Origin of the sequence: Microbacterium sp. NPDC087592 (genome assembly GCF_044743585.1) — a bacterium.
Classification (GTDB): domain Bacteria; phylum Actinomycetota; class Actinomycetes; order Actinomycetales; family Microbacteriaceae; genus Microbacterium.
Genome location: NZ_JBIUWT010000001.1, coordinates 984,928 through 1,002,135, shown reverse-complemented (window position 1 = coordinate 1,002,135; position 17,208 = coordinate 984,928). Strand labels below are relative to the sequence as shown.

Genomic DNA, 17,208 nt, shown 5'->3' with positions numbered 1-17,208 from the left:
ACTGGCGGTGAGTGGGGATTCGGATGTAGCGATGGAAAGCGTGGATAGAAATGAACAGGCTCACTCAGAAGGCCGGGACGATTAGCGTGATCGCGGTTGTCGCGATGCTAGCCGCAGCGCCGGCCGCCAATGCTACAGAGACCGTAGACGATCCTGCGGTGTCGATCGAATCGATGACATCAGAAAACGAGGGATATAGTCTCGCGACGGAAGGCAAACCATCCGGAGAACGGGTACTCATCACTATTGAGGGATCAGACGCGCCGACGGAGTATCAGTTCCGCGTCACGGGTGCGGATCTCGTGCTTCCTCGCGATGACGGCTCTCTTGCCCTGATTGATGTCAAGGACGGGGACCAGGTCGTGCTGGTGGGGACGATCGCGAAGCCATGGGCTCACGATGCAGCCGGGACGACCGTGCCTACCCACTTCACTGTGAAGGGGAACGTCGTCACCCAGGTCGTCGAGCACACATCAGGGAGTTACGACTACGTGATCACAGCAGATCCAGACCTCAGCAAGTGCGCGGCAGGGGCGCTCGCGGGGCTGTTGCCCGGTGCAGGGGCGGCCGCGGCCGCGGGAAGCGTTATTCCATTCTGGGGAACCATGGCAGGCGGTGTCGTCGGTGCCCTGTATGGGGCGGGCGCTGGATGCATACTCGCGGGAGGATGAACGAATGGCAGTGAGGGAATCGGCCGCCCAGACGATCCGGTGTGTCTTGATCGCACTGGCGATGGTGAGTGCGGCCATGAACTTCGTGGTGTATCAGTACCTGTCCGACCAGAACCCGATCTTCCTGATGTACGCCGTAGTGTCGATCCTGGTCGCTGTCGCCCTCTTGTTCCCCCGGTTGCGCCAGAAACTCTGGCCCCCTCGAGGGGCATCCCCGCGAGATGGGCACGCACGGCGACAACGGTGAGCTCGGCCGCTGCCCGCCGCCGCACTCTGCGTCCTCAGGATTCAGGAGACCCCTTGGTGCTTTTTGCTCCAAGGGGTCTCCAAAGAGGGTGATCGCCAGGTGGCACCTGCGTCGTAGCGCGTTCGGAACAGATCGGGCGGTCAGGCCGTCTCCAGCTCTTCCCCGATCCCACCGACGGAGTCGACGACTTCCAGGATGCGGTGGCGACCGCCGGCGTCACTTCGCTCGTCTGTGGCGGTTGCCGCTTGCCTGGGCGCTCGCGGTCGTTTTCGGGACCTCGTCGACCATGGCCTATGTCTCGTTCGCGTGGATGCCGACGATTCCCGCGGGCATCGTCGCCGGGCGTCGCCGTACGGTCGAGGACGAGTGGGAGCGCCGGCACGGACGCTGGTGACCTGCGGGGTCAGCGGGCCGAGCGCGGAGGTGCGGTGGACGAGCGCACGATGAGCTGAGGATCGGTCGACGGCACCTCGCCGACGGCCTCGTGCCCCTCGATCTGGGCGATGACGCGGAGAGCGGCCGCCCGCCCCATCGCCTCGAACGGCTGGCGGACGGTCGTGAGCGCGGGCGAGGCGTAAGCCGCCAGGGCGATGTCGTCGACGCTCACCACGGAGACGTCGTCGGGCACGCTGCGGCCGGCCTCGTGCAAAGCCCGGATCAGACCGAAGGCCATCTCGTCACTGCTGACGAACACCGCGGTGACCTCGGGGATCGCCGCGATCGTGCGGCCGGCGCGGTAGCCCGACTCGGGCGTCCAGTCGGCGGGGATGACGGGCGGCGGCGCGATGCCGCGATCGCGCAGCGTCTGCTCCCAGGCCTCGCTGCGCTGCTGAGTCTCGGTCCAGTAGTCGTCGCCCGACACGTGCCAGACGGTCGAGTGTCCGAGGTCGAGGAGATGCTCCACGGCGAGACGGGCGATCGCGCGCTGGTCCACGGCGAGCGGGGCGTCCTCGTCGAGTGAGGTGCGCTCACTGCGGGTGGCGGGGGTGCGCTCGGTGCGGGCCCGCATCGCGGGGCTGTCGAGTTCGACCGGCACGCCGAGGATGATGCCTTCGGCGCCCTGACGTTCGAGCCGATCGAAGGCCTCCAGGAAGGACTCGGCAGAAGCATGATCGGCGACCGCCGCCGTGGTCACGGTGTATCCGTTCGCCGCGGCCGCCTGCTGGATGCCGACGCCGAGAGCTGCGGACGAGTAGCGGTCGGTCGAGACCACGATCACGCCGAGCACGCGTGTGCGGCCGGAGGCGAGGGAAGCGGCGGCGGCGTGCACGCGGTATCCGAGCTCTTCGACCGCGGCCATCACTCGCCGGGCGGTGTCGGGGCGGACGGTGTCCTGTCCGGACATGACGCGCGAGACGGTCTGCGTCGAGACGCCGGCCAGCTGGGCGACATCGACCTGGCTGGGCGCGCGGTCGTCTTTGGGGCGGCGTGGTGACATGTGACCAATGGTAGCGATCAATCGGCGGAATATCAGGAGGCGGTGGCCGTGGTGATGCGATAATGTGAACGCAAACACTCGTGCTTGGAGCGCTATGCCTGACCTTCTCGCCTCGGCTCTCGACGGCTCTTCCGCTGCCGTCGACGCCCCGGACGCCGCGTCGCCGATCGACGCGCCCACCCTGACCTGGCGAGACGGGGAGATTCTCCGCGCGGGTGTCTCGCACCGCATCCTCGCCGGTTCGATCCACTACTTCCGCGTGCATCCGGACCAGTGGGAGGACCGGCTCCGGCGACTGGCGGCGATGGGCGCGAACACCGTCGACACGTACGTCGCCTGGAACTTCCACGAGCGTGCAGAGGGCGACATCCGCTTCGACGGCTGGCGGGACATCGAGCGCTTCATCCGCCTCGCGGGCGAGGTCGGTCTCGACGTGTTCCTGCGGCCCAGCCCATACATCTGTGCGGAGTGGTCCAACGGCGGCATCCCGTTCTGGCTGTCGGGGCGCGTCGCGGCGTTGCGCACCAGCGACCCCGAGTTCCTCGCCGCGGTCGACGCCTGGTACGACGAGCTCATCCCGCGGCTCGTCCCCCTCCAGGCCTCACAGGGCGGACCGATCGTCGCCATCCAGGTCGAGAACGAGTACGGGTCCTTCGGTAGCGATGCCGCCTACCTCGCCCACCTGCGTGACGGGCTCCGCCGTCGCGGACTGATCGAGATGCTCACGACGGCCGACGGCATCACGGGCGACATGATCGAGCACGGCAGCGTGCCGGGAGCGATGGCGACCTTCACCTTCGGCACGGGTGTCGCCACGGCCGTGGAGCTGCGACGCGGTGGCGACGCGCTCATGTGCAGCGAGCTGTGGGGCGGATGGTTCGACCACTGGGGCGAGCGGCACCATGTGCGATCCGCCGCCAGCGCCGGTGGGACCGTCGACGAGCTCCTGGCCGCCGGCGGATCGGTCAGTCTCTACATGGCTCACGGCGGCACGAACTTCGGGCTCTGGAACGGTGCGAATCACGACCGGGTGCTGCAGCCGACCGTGACGAGCTACGACTCGGATGCGCCGATCGGCGAGGACGGCACTCTCAACGAGAAGTTCCACGCCCTGCGCGCCCTGTTCGCGCCGTTCCATGCGGGCGAGCTGCCTCCGATTCCCGCCCCGCCGCGTCGACAGGCTGCGGCGTCTGCCGCCCTGCATCCGCGTGCGTCGCTGCTCGACCTCGTCGCGAGCCTTCCGGTGACCGGGGGCGTCGCGCCGCGACCGCGCACGTTCGAGGAGCTCGGCGCCGAGGACGGTCTCGTCGCCTACGAGGCCGAAGTGTCGTACCCCGCCGATGCGACGCTCACGATCGACGGGCTCCACGACCGTGCCGTGGTCTTCCTCGACCGTCGACCGCTCGGGGTCCTCGAGCGTGACGGCGAGACGTCGCTGGCGCTTCCCGGCGTCGGGGGGTCGGGAAGCCTGACGATCGTCGTCGAGAGTCTCGGACGCATCAACTACGGGCCGTACACCGGCGAGGGCAAGGGCATCATGCGCGGCGTGATGATCGGTCGCCGCCTGGTCAACGGCTGGACTCATCGCCTCGTCCCGCAGGAGGCTCCGGCCTCTGTTGCGCAGACGGATGCCGGTGCGTCCGACGGTGTGGCCGTGGCCTCCTTCGACATCGCCGAGCCTCTCGACGCGTGGCTGGCCTTCCCCGGCGGATCGAAGGGGATGGTCTGGTTGAACGGATTCCTCCTCGGCCGGTACTGGAAGGTGGGTCCGCAGGAGACGCTCTATGCGCCCGCGCCCCTGTGGCGCGTCGGACGCAACGAGATCGTGGTGCTCGACACCGACGGCCTCGGTGCGACGGTCGAGATCCGCGAGGAGCCCTCCTTCGGCGAGACCGAGGAGTTCATCGGCTCCTGAGCCTCGCTCTCGTACTCGCGCTCGCAGTGCCGAGTGCACGGCTTGTTGTCGAGTGCACGGCTTGTTGCCGCGCGTAACCCGTGCGCTCGCGAGCAACCCGTGCACTCGCGGGTAAGTCGGGAGCGGGCGCGTGAGTGACTTTCGGCCAATGTTTGCGCTCGCTACATCTGAATGCTTGATTCGCCGGGATTCGCGCCTCTAGAGTGATAGCGCAAACATCGATGCGAATCGATGGCATCCATCTGCGACGCATCGGGGCGTCTGTTCTCCCGAGTGTCGCTCCGCTCGAGAGGCAAGACGTGTCGAAACCTTCCCGACCGCCCCGCACCGCCGTTGCCGTCAGCTCGCTGCTGGCGACGGCGCTCGCATTCGGCGGTGTGTTCGCCCAGGCGCCCTCCGCACAGGCCGCCGACCTCATCCCCGTGCCCAAGTCCGACTATCGCCTGCACGCGGTGTCGAGCGAATCCGATCCGTATCCGGCGCCGCCGTCACTCGACGGCACCGCGCTCGGCGCGTTCGACGGTGACTTCGGCACGCAGTGGACCTCCCGGTACTCCGTCAACGCGCCGTTCCCGCACTGGATCTCCGTCGACCTGCAGCGTTCGCTCTCGGTGAAGGCGCTCGACTACTCGGTGAAGCGGGGGCAGAGCGTCGCCGCGAAGACGGTCGAGGTCTACGTGACGGACGATGCCGCCGTCGCGCTGACCTCGCCGGCGGAGGGCGGGTGGGGGTCTGCCGCCGCAACCGCGACCCTGCACGCCCCGACCGCGAACGACGAGAAGCAGCGCATCGCGCTCGATGCCGCGAAGGACGGCCGCTACGTGGCCCTGCTCGTGATCGACGCACAGGGAACCACGGGCGGGGGTGCGGGCGAGATCGAGATCCTCTCGGACGAGGAGCTTCCGCCGATCGTCACCGACCCCGAGAACCCCTCGGCGGGCGAGACGATCGAGATCACCCAGGGCGGGACGACCGCGACCGTGGCGAAGGCCTTCCCGCAGATCACCGGCTACCGCATCGGCGGCGAGACGTTCGGCGGACAGCGCGCGTCATCCGAGAAGTGGGCGGTCAACGGCACCGCCTACGCCGCAGTGACCACTGCCACCGCGACGGCATCCGGGGTCGACTATGTGTCGGTGCTCGACGGGATCGACGTCACGGTCCGCAGCACCATCCGCGTCACCGATGCGGGAACGGTCGAGTTCGAGGTCACCGGCGTCGATGGTTCGGCCGCTGTCAACACCCTGGGTCTGCCGGACAACGCCTTCCTCTCCGCCAGCGCGTCAGATGCCGGATCGGTCCTCGACCGCACCGTGATCAGCCCCGACAGCACGAAGAACGCCGACGAGCACATCGCGGTGAACGGCTCGACGCCGACCGGCCAGAAGGGCGCGGCCTTCGCGTTCCTCGGCAACGGCGCGCTCGTGGGCAGCGTGATCACCAATGCGACCACCCAGGCCTCCGGAGGCACCGCCTCCTGGAACACCCGCCTCACCACACGCGTGACCGAGGCCGCAGGCCGCACGGCCGAGATCGGCTCCAACGCCTGGCTGATCCATCCGACCACGGCGGTCGACGATTGGGTCACGACGTTCGCGCTGCCCCGGGTGACGGTGCTCTTCGCCGCCGACCGCAACGACGACTCGGCGGTCGACTGGCAGGACGCCGCGATCCGCTACCGCGAGGTCGACACCCCGCGACTCGGAGCCGACCGCGTCGCCGAACGCGTCGTCAGCCGCATCCCGTTCAACTTCGCCTCCAGCGCGACGAACTACTTCGACCTGGTGCTCGACAACACCAAGCGCATCGCCAACCAGACCGACGGCCTCGGCCAGTGGGTGCTCAACAAGGGCTACGGCAGCGAGGGCCACGACTCGGCGAACACCGACTACGGCGGGAACTACAACGAGCGTGCCGGTGGTCTCTCCGACCTGAACAACCTCGTCGACGAAGGCGCGAAGCTCAACGCCGACATGAGCGTGCACGTGAACGCCACCGAGATCTATCCGCAGGCGAACGCCTTCGACTCCGCGATCCTCGACGGCGCCGCTCCCTATAAGCCGGGCTGGAACTGGCTCGACCAGTCGTACTACATCAACCAGCAGACCGACCTGGGCACCGGACGGGTGCTCGACCGCTTCCAGCAGCTGCGCGACGAGGTCCCCGGCCTCAGCGGCGTCTACATCGACGTGTACTACTCCAACGGCTGGGTTGCCGAAGAGCTCGCAGACGAGCTGAACGGCATGGACCTCGAGGTCGCGACTGAGTGGGGCGACAAGTTCGTCGACAGCACGGTCTGGTCGCACTGGCCGAACGACCTCGCTTACGGCGGCAAGGACAACAAGGGCATCAACTCCACCATGGTGCGCTTCATCCAGAACGGTCAGGCCGACGTCTGGAACGACGACGCCCTGCTCGGCCAGCAGCGACTGATCGACGCCGAGGGCTGGGTCGGCAACCGCAACTGGGACGGCTTCGTCGACAACATCTGGAAGCAGAGCCTGCCGACCAAGTTCCTGCAGCACTTCGACCTGCTCACCTACGAGGCGGGCGCCGAGGCGACCCTGACGGATGACGTCGCGGTGCGCGTGGACGGAACCACCAGGGTCATCACGATGGACGGTGCCACGGTGCTGCGCGGCGACTCGTACCTGCTGCCATGGCAGTCGCTGGAGTCGAACGAGGATGCCGGCTCGCCGGTCGATGCCGACAAGATGTACTTCTACTCGGCCTCCGGGGGAGACAAGACGTTCGGGCTCACCGAGGCCTTCCGCGGCAACGCCGCCTTCGACGTGTTCGAGCTCGGCGACCAGGGACGCGTCAAGATCGGCACGGTCAATGCGGATGGCGGTGAGCTGACGCTCAACGGCGACAAGGGCAAGGCCTACGTCGTGGTGCCGCAGGGCGGTGCGCAGCGGGCGGCCGTCGAGTATCACGATGCCGGCCTCGACGACCCGGGGTTCAACTCCGGTTCGCTCGATGCCTGGAACCCGCAGGGTGATGTGACGATCGAGCGCACCGACCTCGGCAACGCGAAGAACGAGTCCCGTGGCGACAACATCGCCGTGCTCGGAGCATCCGCATCGTCGATCTCGCAGACCGTGACCGGGCTCACCCCCGGCCAGCGGTACGCGTTCTCCGCGCAGGTGCAGATCGACCCGACCGCGACCCGTGACGTGAGCGTCTCGGTCGACACGGGATCCGGTGCGGTGACCCGCTCCTGGAACCTCTCGCCCACCTACAACTACATGCGCGCGGATTCCAAGGCAGGCCAGTACTATCAGCGCGGCTCGACGTCGTTCCTGGCTCCGGCATCCGGTGAGGTCACGGTCTCGATCGGTGCCGTCGCGGGTGACGCGAAGGTTCGCATCGACAACGCCCGCGTCTCGGCCGACACCACGGCGCCGTTCGCGGCCGGCACGGTGTACTCGAACGACTTCGAGGGCAACGAAGCCGGATGGGGCCCGTTCGTGAAGGGCGATGCCAACGGCATCGACGATCCGCGCACGAGCATCTCCCGCCGACATGACCCGTATGCGAGCAGCGACTGGCGCAACACCGCCAAGCCGTTCGACGCGGGGCCCCTCGCCGGGCTCGCGGTGGACACGACGCTCACGGGCGATCACTCGCTCATGTCGCACTCCGAGAACAACGGGGTCGTCTACCGCACCGACCCGACCCTCGTGCCGCTGCAGGCGGGGCACTCCTACCGCATCGGCTTCGACTACCAGGTCGGCGCGAGCGGGGCGTACCGCTGGCTCACCGGAACGGATGCCGTGGCCGGGGGTAAGATCACCTCGACCACGCTCAGCCGCACCGGGATCACGCAGGCGCTGGAGACGGCCGAGTTCTCGCAGGACGTGATCGTCGGATGCGGCGACTACACCTGGGTGGGACTCGAGCGCGTCGGCGGACCGGACGTGGACTTCGTGCTCGACGACTTCACGGTCACCGACCTCGGCCCCACGACCGGCGGCACTCCCTGTGCGACCGTGTCCGGCGAAGCCGGCGTCCTGAGCCCCGGTGCCCAGACCGCGTTCACCACCACCTTCACCAACAGCGAGCCCATCGCGGTCGAGAACATCGGCGTGCAGCTCGAGGTGCCGGAGGGCTACGTGGTCGAGGTCGCCGACGAATCGACGAACCTGTTCGACGAGGTCGCAGCCGGCGACAGCGTGCAGACCACCTGGCTCGTGACCGCGCCGGCGGATGCTGCCGGTTCGACCGTCGGCATCGGGATCGCCGCGACGTACCTCGCGGACTGCGATGTGCGCACGGTCAGCGCGACCCAGGAGGTGTCGGTGTCCTCGCGGGCCCGTATCCCCAACGCGCAGATCACCGCGTCGGCGAACTCCGAGGAGACATCCGGGGAAGACGGCGCGGCCGCGAACATGCTCGACGGCGACGCCGGCTCGTTCTGGCACAGCCGGTGGAGTTCGGCCGCGACGTCGTACCCGCACGTGCTGACGTTCGACCTCGGTGACGCGGAGCTGGTCGACGGCATCTCGTACCTGCGCCGTGGGGCCAACCAGAACGGTCCGATCAAGGGCTACGAGGTCGCGGTGTCGACCGACGGCCAGGCGTACACTCCGGTCGCGACCGGGGAGTGGAAGAACGTCGCCGAGTGGCAGGACGTGGACTTCGCGGAGACCACGGCCCGCTACATCCGCGTCACCGCCACCTCGTCGATCTCGGGCACGCAGTTCGCCGCCGTCGCCGAGATGGCCGTGTACGGCACCTCGGCCGCGCAGGAGGGGCACACCCCCGAGACGCGGCCGACGGACGACCTGAGCGAGTGCAACCCGGTGACGGATCCGAAGCTCGGACTCGACGCCGACTCGGTGCGGGCCGGCGAGACGGTCGGCATGGCACTCACGGGCTTCGCCCCGCGGTCGACGGTCTCGGTCTGGCTCGATGACGTGAAGCTGACGGATGCCGAGGTCGATGCGGCGGGCGCCTTGACGACCCGACTGCTGATTCCGGCGGATGCCGCGGTGGGGAAGCACCGGGTGATCGTGCAGGATGCGGCCGGCGCGGAACTCGCGAGCGCTGCGCTGAAGGTCAAGAAGGCCAAGCCGGGGAAGGATGCGCGCATCACGGCATCCATCGGCTCGGTCGCGGCCGGAACGAGCGTGACCGTGCAGCTGACCGGCTTCGACCCCGACGCGCTCGTCCAGCTCTGGCTGCACTCCGAGCCGGTGCGCATCGGCGAGGTGACGACGTCGGCTGCGGGCGACGCCGTGGCCACGGTGACGATTCCCGCGGCGACACCGGCGGGGGCGCACGCTCTCGTCGCGACCGATGCCCAGGGCGTCGAGCTGGCGCGGGCGGACCTCGCGGTCACGGCCGACGCGGCGGGCGGCGGCGGCGACCTCGCGACGACCGGCGCCGACGGAGCCCTGTGGGCCGGGGCGGCTGCGGTCGGTCTGGCCGCGATCGCTCTCGGCCTGGTCCTCTGGCTGCGGAGGCGCCGCCTGAGCTGACCTCGCTGACGCACGACGGCCCGGAGGAGTCTCCTCCGGGCCGTTCGTGCTGCCCCCGCCCGCCCGCCCACCCCACCCCCTCCCACCCCCTCCCACCCCACCCACCCCCATCCCCGCCCGCCCACCCCACCCCCTCCCGCCCCTCCCGCCTCTCCCGCCTCTGCCCTGTGCCGCTCGAGTGCACGGCGTGCGCTCGAGCGCACGGGGTAGACGCGCGAAGATCCCGTGCACTCGCGAACCGCCCGTGCACTCGCGAACCTGTCGCCCCTGCACCCACACCCGCCCCCGCCCCCGCGACGCCAGAGACACCGCACCGCGGGTCATCTCGCCGAGTGCACGGCTTGTCCTCGAGTGCACGGCCTTGGCGCGTGAGCAGCCCGTGCGCTCGGCACCAACCCGTGCACTCGCGAGGCTTCCGCGGGTGCACACGCAGAAGTCCGCCCTCAGCAGGGGTGCTGAGGGCGGACGGGAGGCGGGAAGGAGAGCGAACGAGAGAGGGGGCGGATCAGCCCTTCACAGCGCCGGCGGCGAGGCCGGAGCGCCAGTACTTCTGCAGGGAGAAGAACAGCAGGATGAGCGGGATCACGCCGAGCAGAGCACCGAGCATGACCGCTCCCTTGTCGGGCGCGAAGTAGCTGACCATCCCGTAGAGGCCGAGTGTCACCGGCTTCAGATCCTGGCTCGAGATCATCATGAGCGGCAGCAGGAAGTTGTTCCAGGCGGCGACGAAGATGAACAGGAAGATCGTCACCATCGCCGGACCGAGCAGCCGCAGCACGATCGTGAAGAAGATGCGGCCCTCGCCGGCGCCGTCGATGCGGGCGGCCTCGAGCAGCTCGGTCGGAACGGACGACTGTGCGTAGACCATGCCGAGGAACACGCCGAACGGCGACACCGCCGAGGGGATGATGATCGCCCAGATCGTGTTGGTCAGTCCGAGGGCGTGGAACTCGATGTACAGCGGGACGGTCAGCAGAGCGACCGGCAGCAGGAGCCCCGCCATGATGACGCCCACGGCGATGCGCTTGCCGGGGAAGGCGAACTTCGCGATCGCGTAACCGGCCATCACCGCGAACAGCGTGCCGATCACTCCGGCGCTGACGGAGTAGAGCATGGAGTTGCCGACCCAGCGCCAGAACAACCCCTGGGTCCAGCCCATCAGGCTGTCGTAGTTCGTGTCGAGGTTCCACTCGGCGAACCAGAAGCCGAACGTCGATGTGAGGTCGGCGTTGTTCTTGGTCGACGCGACGATGAGCCAGTAGACCGGCACCAGGAAGTACAGCGTCGCGACGACCAGCGCGATGATGCCGAACGCCCGGGCGACCGGGGTGGGCGCGATCGAGGGCGGCGGAGCATCCACGTCGGGCGCGCGGCGGGGGCGTCGGCGCGGGGATGCCTCGGTGGTGATGAGGCGCGTGGTGGTCATGCGTCGCCCTTCCGGCGCTGCAGCAGCGCGTACACGATCGCGAGCACGCCCGCGATCAGAGCCATGAGCAGGGAGTAGGCGGACGCCGGGCCGCTGCCGGACGGCGAGATCTCGCCCATCATCGTGTTGTAGGTGAGCATCATGGGGGTGAAGTCCTTGCCCATCCACGAGTTCGCGGCCTGCAGCACCACCGGCTCGTTGAACAGCTGGATCGTGCCGATGATCGACAGCAGCACCGCGAGGAGGGCTGCTCCCCGCACCAGCGGCACCTTGATGCGCATCGAGATCTGGAATCCGGATGCCCCGTCGAGGCGGGCCGCCTCGTACAGGTCGCGCGGCACCGCCTGCAGGGCTGACAGGAAGATGAGCATGTTGTAGCCCGTGTAGGTCCACGTGGTCATGTTCGCCATCGAGAAGAGGATCGTCCCGGGCGCCATGAGGTCCGTGCCCTCCGGAAGGTAGGGGAGGAAGGGGGAGACGGCCGGTGTGTAGAGGTAGAGCCACATCATCGCCGCGATGATCCCCGGCACCGCGAACGGGAGGAAGAAGGAGAGCCGGAAGGCGGCCGGTCGGCGCACGATGAAGGAGTCCAGCAGCAGGGCCAGACCGAGAGCGACGAGGATCATCACCGGGATCTGCAGGGCGGCGTAGAGGATGACCCGTCCCATCCCGGTCCAGAACGCGCCGTCGGTCGCTGCGGTGACGAAGTTCTCGATGCCGACGAACGTGTCGACGAGCTCGCCGCCGCCGTAGAGTCCGTCGCCCGCCGGCACCTGCGCGAAGAAGGACGATCGGATCGACACGATGATCGGCACCAGGAAGACGAGCACGAACAGCACGGCGAACGGCGTCATGAACAGCCATCCCGTGAGGCCTTCGCGCCGGGTCCCGAACCGGCGTCGGCGGGCGGGATCCGCGGGGATGCGCGGTGTCGGCGTCGGCACCGCATCTCGCGTTTCGGTCACTGTGACCATGGTGTCGCCTCTCGATGTCAAGACGACGGCGGAGTGCACGATTGCGCGTGCACTCCGCCGTCGATCATCCGATGATGCCTTCTCGTGCGATCACTTCGCGACCGGAAGGCCGAGGTCCTCCAGCGAGGCGACGGCCGTCTCCTGGGCCGTGGTGAAGATGTCGGCGACCGATGCCGTGCCGGCGACGGCCGCCGCGGCGGTCTCGTTCATCTTCGACAGCGTCGAGAAGCCCGGTGCGTACGGGAAGTCCGGGTTCAGGTTCTCGGTCGCCGTGCCGAGCTCGGCGAGCACATCCTGACCGCCGAACTGGCGCAGCATCTTCTCGGGGGTCTCCACGTCGCCCTTGGCGGCGACGACGAGGCCCTGCGACGCGAGGTCGTCGACCTGAGTGTTGAACCAGTCGTTGAACTCCATGGCCTCGGCGGGGTGCTCGCAGCCCTTCATCACCGAGACTCCGGAACCGCCGTCGGGACCGCTCAGGGCACCGGCGCCGAAGTCGGGGAGCTGGGCGACGCGCCACTGGCCCTCGGCCGGTGTGCCGTCGAGCGAGTCGAGGAGGAATCCGGCCTCCCAGGCCGCTCCGACGTGGCCGATGAGGCTGCCGTCGTTGAGCGCAGCGGTGAAGCCTTCGCCCCAGCGCTCGGTCGCGAGCGTCTGCTTGCCGTCGAGCAGCCCCTGCCAGAACGCGGCCACGCGCTCGGAGCCGGCGCCCTCGGCGTCGACCTTCCACTCGTCGCCGGCGGTGCCGAACCAGGTGTCGCCGGCCGCTGCCGACTGGGCGGAGAGCCAGTTCTGCGCCTCATCGGGCGTGAAGGCGGTGACGTATCTGCCGGCGGCCGCTGCCGTGGCGGAGTCGGTCGTGAGGTCGTCGAGCGTCTTCGGCGCGTCGAGGCCCAGTGCCGTGAACTCGGTCTCGTTGTAGAAGTACACGAGGGGTCCGGTGTCCTGCGGGAGGCCGACGATGGCGTCGCCGACCTTCATGCCACTGAAGGCTCCGGCGGAGAAGTCGTCCTCGTACTTCTTGGCCTCGTCCGCGACGTCCTGCAGCAGTCCCTTGACGAACAGCTGCGGCACCTCCGAGTAGCCGGTCTGGGCGAGGCAGGGTCCGTTGCCGGCCTTCACGTCGGTCTCGAGCTTGAGGATCATGTCGCTGGACTTGCCGTCGAACTTCGTGGCCTTCACCTGGATGTCGGGGTGGTCGGCGTTCCACCGATCGACGATCTCGGACGTGGGGGTCATGCCCTCGCCGTCGGGGAGACGGTGCAGGTACTCGATCGTGACGGGCTCGCCGCCGGCGCCGCTGTCGCCGGAATCGCCGGTCGAGCAGGCTGCGAGGCCGAAGGCCGACACCGCGCCGACCGCGACGATCGCGGCTGTGCGGGTGAAGCGAGGGGTGATTGCCATGCTGTTCTCCTCTTTGAGGTCATGTTCTGCGGATCGCCCTGGGCGGGGGCCTGACGCCGAGGCGTCATCGATCACATGCACATCAAATCAGAAAATGTTTGCGCTCACAAGCCTGGGCTGATCATGACTGAGCCGAAATGGAGTCGGTCTAAGGGAGCGCTGACATTCCTGTATGCGGATGTCCACGAGGGTCAGTGCGCGTGGACCTCGTCGTCGATGCGGATCACGCCGCCACCCTGCCCGACGCCGTCGTCCGAACGCTCCCACCCGGGCAGCAGGAGTCGTCCGAGGGTCGGTTCCTGTTGCGCGAGTGCTCCTGTGAGCGTGGTGAGCACCTTGGCGTCGCGCACGCCGGTGTCGGGGTTCGCGTGGGTCGCGAGACAGCGCACGATGGGACCGGCCGTCTGGAAGCGCAGGTCTCCGATGCGCACCTCCCCGCTCCAGTCGAGTTCGCTCCAGGGGCCGACATCGTCGATCACGACGTTGGAGCGGAATCGCCGGTCATCGATGCGCATCCCGAGGGCGTCGCCCAGTGCATGGACGCTGCTCCGGCCGTGCACCGACACGTAGCCGCGGGGGCGATCCTGGAACCGCGAGGTCTCGCCGTCCCCGACGAGCACGAGCGGAAGGCGGCCCGGTCGTCGGAGGCGTCGACCTTCGGGGGTGCCGAGGACGAAGTCCGTGACGGCTTCCGCCAGCTCGCTGCGCCCGTCATCATCGAGCGCCGCCCCCACCAGAACGCCGTCGCCGTGCTCGGTGCGGATTCGCCGCGTCTCGTCGAAATAGCTCGTGCGCAACGCGGCGAGTGCGGGGAAGTCCTGCAGTGAGAGTCCCTGGGACTTGGGCCAGTAGTCGAGGCCGTCTCGATCCTCGGGCTCCGTGGCGTCCGCGAAGCGGAACGCCAGGACGCGGTCGCCGGTGACCCTGCCGTCCGGTTGCACGGTCAACGCATCGCGACGCTCGGGAGTGAGCCCTTTGATCGGGTAGCGGTACAGTGCGACGACGCGGGCCATGAGGAGATCCTCTCAGCTGCCGACGCCCGCTCATGACGGATGAGGATCCGGCGTCTCTACGGGGATCCTCATCCAGACACGACGAAACACCCGCACGTGGTGCGGGTGTTTCGGAGCAGATCGGGCGGTCAGGCCTTCTCTAGCTCGTCCTCGTCTTCGTCTTCATACTCATCGGCCCACTTGTCGACGTAGGCGTCTTCGTCGGTCGGGTGAGCCAGCTCGCGCTCGAGCGCGGAGTAGTTCACCGACGGACTGTACGCCTTGAGTTCGCGGGCGATCTTGGTGTGTTTCGCCTTCTGACGGCCACGGCCCATGCGCGAGACCCCCTCACGAGTTAAGCTGCGGGCGGTGAGGCCCGAGGCATTCACGACACCGGCGAGAAGCCGGTAAGAGTAGCATTCAGAATAGCACGCGGGAAAGACGCTCTGGCCGAGGCCAGACTGGTGAAGGGAACGATCTTCATGACCGACAACACCTCCACTCCGTCCGATGAGGCCGCACAGAACGCGGCGCTGCAGAAAGCCGTCATCGTCGGCATGCAGCTGGACCAGGACCCGCATGTGATCCGCGAAGCGGTTCGGTATGCGCGACTGTTCGGTGTGCCGCTGGTCGTGGCGCACGTGGACGTCACTCGATTCGTCACCTATGAGGACCCGGACGGCTACGTGCACTCGGCACCGATCGACATCAACTTCGACGCGGGCGCCGCGGAGTTCGAAGCGGTCGAGGCCGCTGCCGCGAAGCTGCTGGCGGGGACGGATGTCACGTGGACGGCGCGTCAGCTCGTCGGTGACCCGGCGTTGGCGATCAAGCAGCTCGCCAACAAGCTCGATGCGCAGCTCATCGTCGTCGGCACCCGCAAGCGCGGTATCGGCGAGTCGATCCGCGAGTTCTTCACGGGCTCGGTCGCGGCGCGGCTCGCGCACCGGCAGCACCGCTCCATCCTGGTCGTCCCGCTCGGCGAGTCGGTGCCGGACGAGCAGAGGGAGATCTGGCCGGAGTCCTAGAGGACGCGGCACAGCAGAGGGCCCCGTCGGCTGTTCGCCGACGGGGCCCTCTGCATGTTCAGGATCCGGAGCTGCTCAGCGAGACCGTGACTCCGCGGGCCGCGTTGTCGAGGGCATCCTCCAGCTCGGTGACGACCGACGGAGACAGCGTGCCACCCTTCGCGAGGTGCGTGCGCAGGTCGGTGCGGACCCGTGCACGGAAGGCATTGATGACGGCATCCGCCCGGTGCATCTCTTCTCGGCTGACGAGCCGGGAGTCGTCGGTCGCCGTGCGGGGGCGGCTCTTGGCCGCCGTGCGCTCGCCCTTCTCGGCGGCGGCGAGATCGGCGCGGAGGCTCTTCATCGCGTCCTGGACGCTCTGGCGCACCTCGCTCGCGATCAGCCGCACCGAATCGGTGAGTCCTGCCTCGATGCCGGCGAGGTCGCCCTCGCGCGAAGCGAGTTCGGCCCGCCCGGCCTCGGTGATCGCATAGATCGTGGTGCGGCCGTCGACGGTCTTCGTGACCAGTCCCTCCTCCTCGAGCTTCGCGAGGCGGGGATAGATGGTGCCGGCGCTGGGCGTGTACGTGCCGCCGGTGCGGTCGGTCAGCGACTGGATGATGCCGTAGCCGTGCTGTGGCGCCTTGGCGAGGAGCGACAGCAGATACAGGCGCAGGTCGCCGTGGGAGAAGACGGCGGGGCTCATGCTTCCCACTCCTCGTCTTCCGTGATCGAGGCCGGCGTGCGGCGGAGGACGGTGACGCCGCCGGAGACGGAGTTCGCGCGCAGGTCGACGAATCGTCCCGAGAGCTCGCCCTTCGTGCCCGTGTAGTTGCTGGGGCCGGTCGAGCTGCGCTCGACGCCGTCGATCAGCAGCCGACCGCTCAGTGTGCGGACGACGTAGTTCGCGGCCAGCGACTCGTCGAGGCGCACGGTGGTGCCGCCCGAGACGGAGTTGATGTTGATGGTGTTCACGTCTCCCGCGGCATCCACGAGCGTCGAACCCGAGACGATGTCGACGGTCGCCTTGCGGATCGCACCCGTGACGGCCACGTCGCCCGAGACGCTGTTCGCGCTGATCGAGCCGGTGAGGCCGCGCACCTGCACGTCGCCCGAGACCGAGTTGACGGTGAGGTCGCCGATCAGGGTGTCGACGATGATGTCGCCGGAGACGGTGTTGAGGCGGGCGTCGTTGCGGAGGCCCGAGACGAGGGCGCCGGCGCTGACGACGCCGAGGTTCAGGGCGATCGCGCGGGGGACCGCGACGCTCACCTCGGCACGGGGGCCGCCGGAGCCGAAGTTGCGGAACACCTCGAGGAAGTTGTCCCAGCCCAGCTGCGGGTGGTCGATCTCGACCTCGCCGTCGTGGGACTCGATGCGGAGGTCCTTGGTGGTGACGCCGTGCACCTCGATGCGGATGCCCGGTTCGTCGTGGGCGATGATGTCCACCTGTCCGCCGACGAGGCCCACCTTGAGGCGGGTGACGGACTCGATGTCGATGACGCGTTCCTCGCCCGGGGCGATGAGCCACTTCTCGGTCATGTGCTTCTCCTGTGTGTAGGGTCACGATATATCGTGTGTGGCCAGCGTAACACGATATATCTCGATTGTGTCAACCTCTCCGTGCGAAGTTCGGATGCAGCCTCATGCG

13 protein-coding genes are annotated in these 17,208 nt (G+C 68.3%); 5 read left to right on the top strand and 8 right to left on the bottom strand.

All coding sequences use genetic code 11. The features are described 5' to 3' along the window. Nucleotides 1-50: 50 nt before the first annotated feature. Together ACIOTO_RS04770 and ACIOTO_RS04765 are read left to right on the top strand one after the other, a co-directional pair. A complete protein-coding gene (locus ACIOTO_RS04770; protein WP_400856826.1) occupies nt 51-671 on the top strand; it encodes a hypothetical protein in 621 nt (206 codons plus the stop codon). Between the two features lie 485 nt (nt 672-1,156). Further along, the gene (locus ACIOTO_RS04765; protein ID WP_400856823.1) at nt 1,157-1,312 is read left to right on the top strand and encodes a hypothetical protein; all 156 of its coding nucleotides are present in this window, start codon (nt 1,157-1,159) and stop codon (nt 1,310-1,312) included. Between the two features lie 9 nt (nt 1,313-1,321). On the opposite strand, the gene ACIOTO_RS04760 is transcribed toward ACIOTO_RS04765, so the two are convergent. Beyond that, the gene (locus ACIOTO_RS04760; protein ID WP_400856821.1) at nt 1,322-2,356 is read right to left on the bottom strand and encodes a LacI family DNA-binding transcriptional regulator; all 1,035 of its coding nucleotides are present in this window, start codon (nt 2,354-2,356) and stop codon (nt 1,322-1,324) included. Nucleotides 2,357-2,450: 94 nt separating this feature from the next. On the opposite strand from ACIOTO_RS04760, the gene ACIOTO_RS04755 reads away from it, so the two are divergent. Next, nucleotides 2,451-4,271, top strand: a complete 1,821-nt coding sequence (locus ACIOTO_RS04755; protein WP_400856819.1) for a beta-galactosidase family protein — start codon at nt 2,451-2,453, stop codon at nt 4,269-4,271. A gap of 299 nt (nt 4,272-4,570) precedes the next feature. After that, the gene (locus ACIOTO_RS04750) at nt 4,571-9,754 is read left to right on the top strand and encodes an endo-alpha-N-acetylgalactosaminidase family protein (protein WP_400856818.1); all 5,184 of its coding nucleotides are present in this window, start codon (nt 4,571-4,573) and stop codon (nt 9,752-9,754) included. Between the two features lie 505 nt (nt 9,755-10,259). Here the strand turns inward: ACIOTO_RS04750 and ACIOTO_RS04745 are convergent. The 5 genes from ACIOTO_RS04745 to ACIOTO_RS04725 all read right to left on the bottom strand — a co-directional run bounded on the left by ACIOTO_RS04745 (nt 10,260) and on the right by ACIOTO_RS04725 (nt 14,885). Next, the gene (locus ACIOTO_RS04745) at nt 10,260-11,180 is read right to left on the bottom strand and encodes a carbohydrate ABC transporter permease (protein ID WP_400856816.1); all 921 of its coding nucleotides are present in this window, start codon (nt 11,178-11,180) and stop codon (nt 10,260-10,262) included. Then, nucleotides 11,177-12,154: a carbohydrate ABC transporter permease gene (locus ACIOTO_RS04740; protein ID WP_400856814.1), complete on the bottom strand. Its 978-nt coding sequence runs from the start codon at nt 12,152-12,154 to the stop codon at nt 11,177-11,179. The genes ACIOTO_RS04745 and ACIOTO_RS04740 overlap by 4 nt, the downstream gene beginning before the upstream one ends. 90 nt (nt 12,155-12,244) lie before the next feature. Next, nucleotides 12,245-13,558 (bottom strand): ABC transporter substrate-binding protein, encoded by a 1,314-nt coding sequence (locus ACIOTO_RS04735; RefSeq protein ID WP_400856813.1) that lies wholly within the window; start codon nt 13,556-13,558, stop codon nt 12,245-12,247. 191 nt (nt 13,559-13,749) lie between these two features. Beyond that, nucleotides 13,750-14,571: an MOSC domain-containing protein gene (locus tag ACIOTO_RS04730; protein ID WP_400856811.1), complete on the bottom strand. Its 822-nt coding sequence runs from the start codon at nt 14,569-14,571 to the stop codon at nt 13,750-13,752. 128 nt (nt 14,572-14,699) lie between these two features. After that, entirely contained in the window at nt 14,700-14,885 is a 186-nt protein-coding gene (locus ACIOTO_RS04725; RefSeq protein ID WP_029263716.1) for a DUF3073 domain-containing protein, read from the bottom strand. Nucleotides 14,886-15,032: 147 nt separating this feature from the next. Here ACIOTO_RS04725 and ACIOTO_RS04720 point away from each other — a divergent pair, with 147 nt between their 5' ends. Further along, nucleotides 15,033-15,578 carry a universal stress protein gene (locus ACIOTO_RS04720; RefSeq protein WP_400856809.1) on the top strand — a complete coding sequence of 182 codons (546 nt, stop codon included), beginning with the start codon at nt 15,033-15,035 and terminating at the stop codon, nt 15,576-15,578. Between the two features lie 58 nt (nt 15,579-15,636). On the opposite strand, the gene ACIOTO_RS04715 is transcribed toward ACIOTO_RS04720, so the two are convergent. Both ACIOTO_RS04715 and ACIOTO_RS04710 read right to left on the bottom strand, forming a co-directional pair. After that, a complete protein-coding gene (locus ACIOTO_RS04715) occupies nt 15,637-16,263 on the bottom strand; it encodes a PadR family transcriptional regulator (RefSeq protein WP_400856807.1) in 627 nt (208 codons plus the stop codon). Next, nucleotides 16,260-17,099 carry a DUF4097 family beta strand repeat-containing protein gene (locus ACIOTO_RS04710; RefSeq protein WP_029263713.1) on the bottom strand — a complete coding sequence of 280 codons (840 nt, stop codon included), beginning with the start codon at nt 17,097-17,099 and terminating at the stop codon, nt 16,260-16,262. Before ACIOTO_RS04710 ends, ACIOTO_RS04715 begins: the two co-directional genes overlap by 4 nt. Nucleotides 17,100-17,208 lie beyond the last annotated feature (109 nt).

What these genes read in the sequence shown, in the direction of transcription:
- ACIOTO_RS04770 (WP_400856826.1), top strand. Translation starts at nt 51, where the DNA reads ATGAACAGGCTCACTCAGAAGGCCGGGACGATTAGCGTGATCGCGGTT.
- ACIOTO_RS04760 (WP_400856821.1), bottom strand. Translation starts at nt 2,356, where the DNA reads ATGTCACCACGCCGCCCCAAAGACGACCGCGCGCCCAGCCAGGTCGAT.
- ACIOTO_RS04755 (WP_400856819.1), top strand. Translation starts at nt 2,451, where the DNA reads ATGCCTGACCTTCTCGCCTCGGCTCTCGACGGCTCTTCCGCTGCCGTC.
- ACIOTO_RS04745 (WP_400856816.1), bottom strand. Translation starts at nt 11,180, where the DNA reads ATGACCACCACGCGCCTCATCACCACCGAGGCATCCCCGCGCCGACGC.
- ACIOTO_RS04740 (WP_400856814.1), bottom strand. Translation starts at nt 12,154, where the DNA reads ATGGTCACAGTGACCGAAACGCGAGATGCGGTGCCGACGCCGACACCG.
- ACIOTO_RS04735 (WP_400856813.1), bottom strand. Translation starts at nt 13,558, where the DNA reads ATGGCAATCACCCCTCGCTTCACCCGCACAGCCGCGATCGTCGCGGTC.
- ACIOTO_RS04730 (WP_400856811.1), bottom strand. Translation starts at nt 14,571, where the DNA reads ATGGCCCGCGTCGTCGCACTGTACCGCTACCCGATCAAAGGGCTCACT.
- ACIOTO_RS04725 (WP_029263716.1), bottom strand. Translation starts at nt 14,885, where the DNA reads ATGGGCCGTGGCCGTCAGAAGGCGAAACACACCAAGATCGCCCGCGAA.
- ACIOTO_RS04720 (WP_400856809.1), top strand. Translation starts at nt 15,033, where the DNA reads ATGACCGACAACACCTCCACTCCGTCCGATGAGGCCGCACAGAACGCG.
- ACIOTO_RS04715 (WP_400856807.1), bottom strand. Translation starts at nt 16,263, where the DNA reads ATGAGCCCCGCCGTCTTCTCCCACGGCGACCTGCGCCTGTATCTGCTG.
- ACIOTO_RS04710 (WP_029263713.1), bottom strand. Translation starts at nt 17,099, where the DNA reads ATGACCGAGAAGTGGCTCATCGCCCCGGGCGAGGAACGCGTCATCGAC.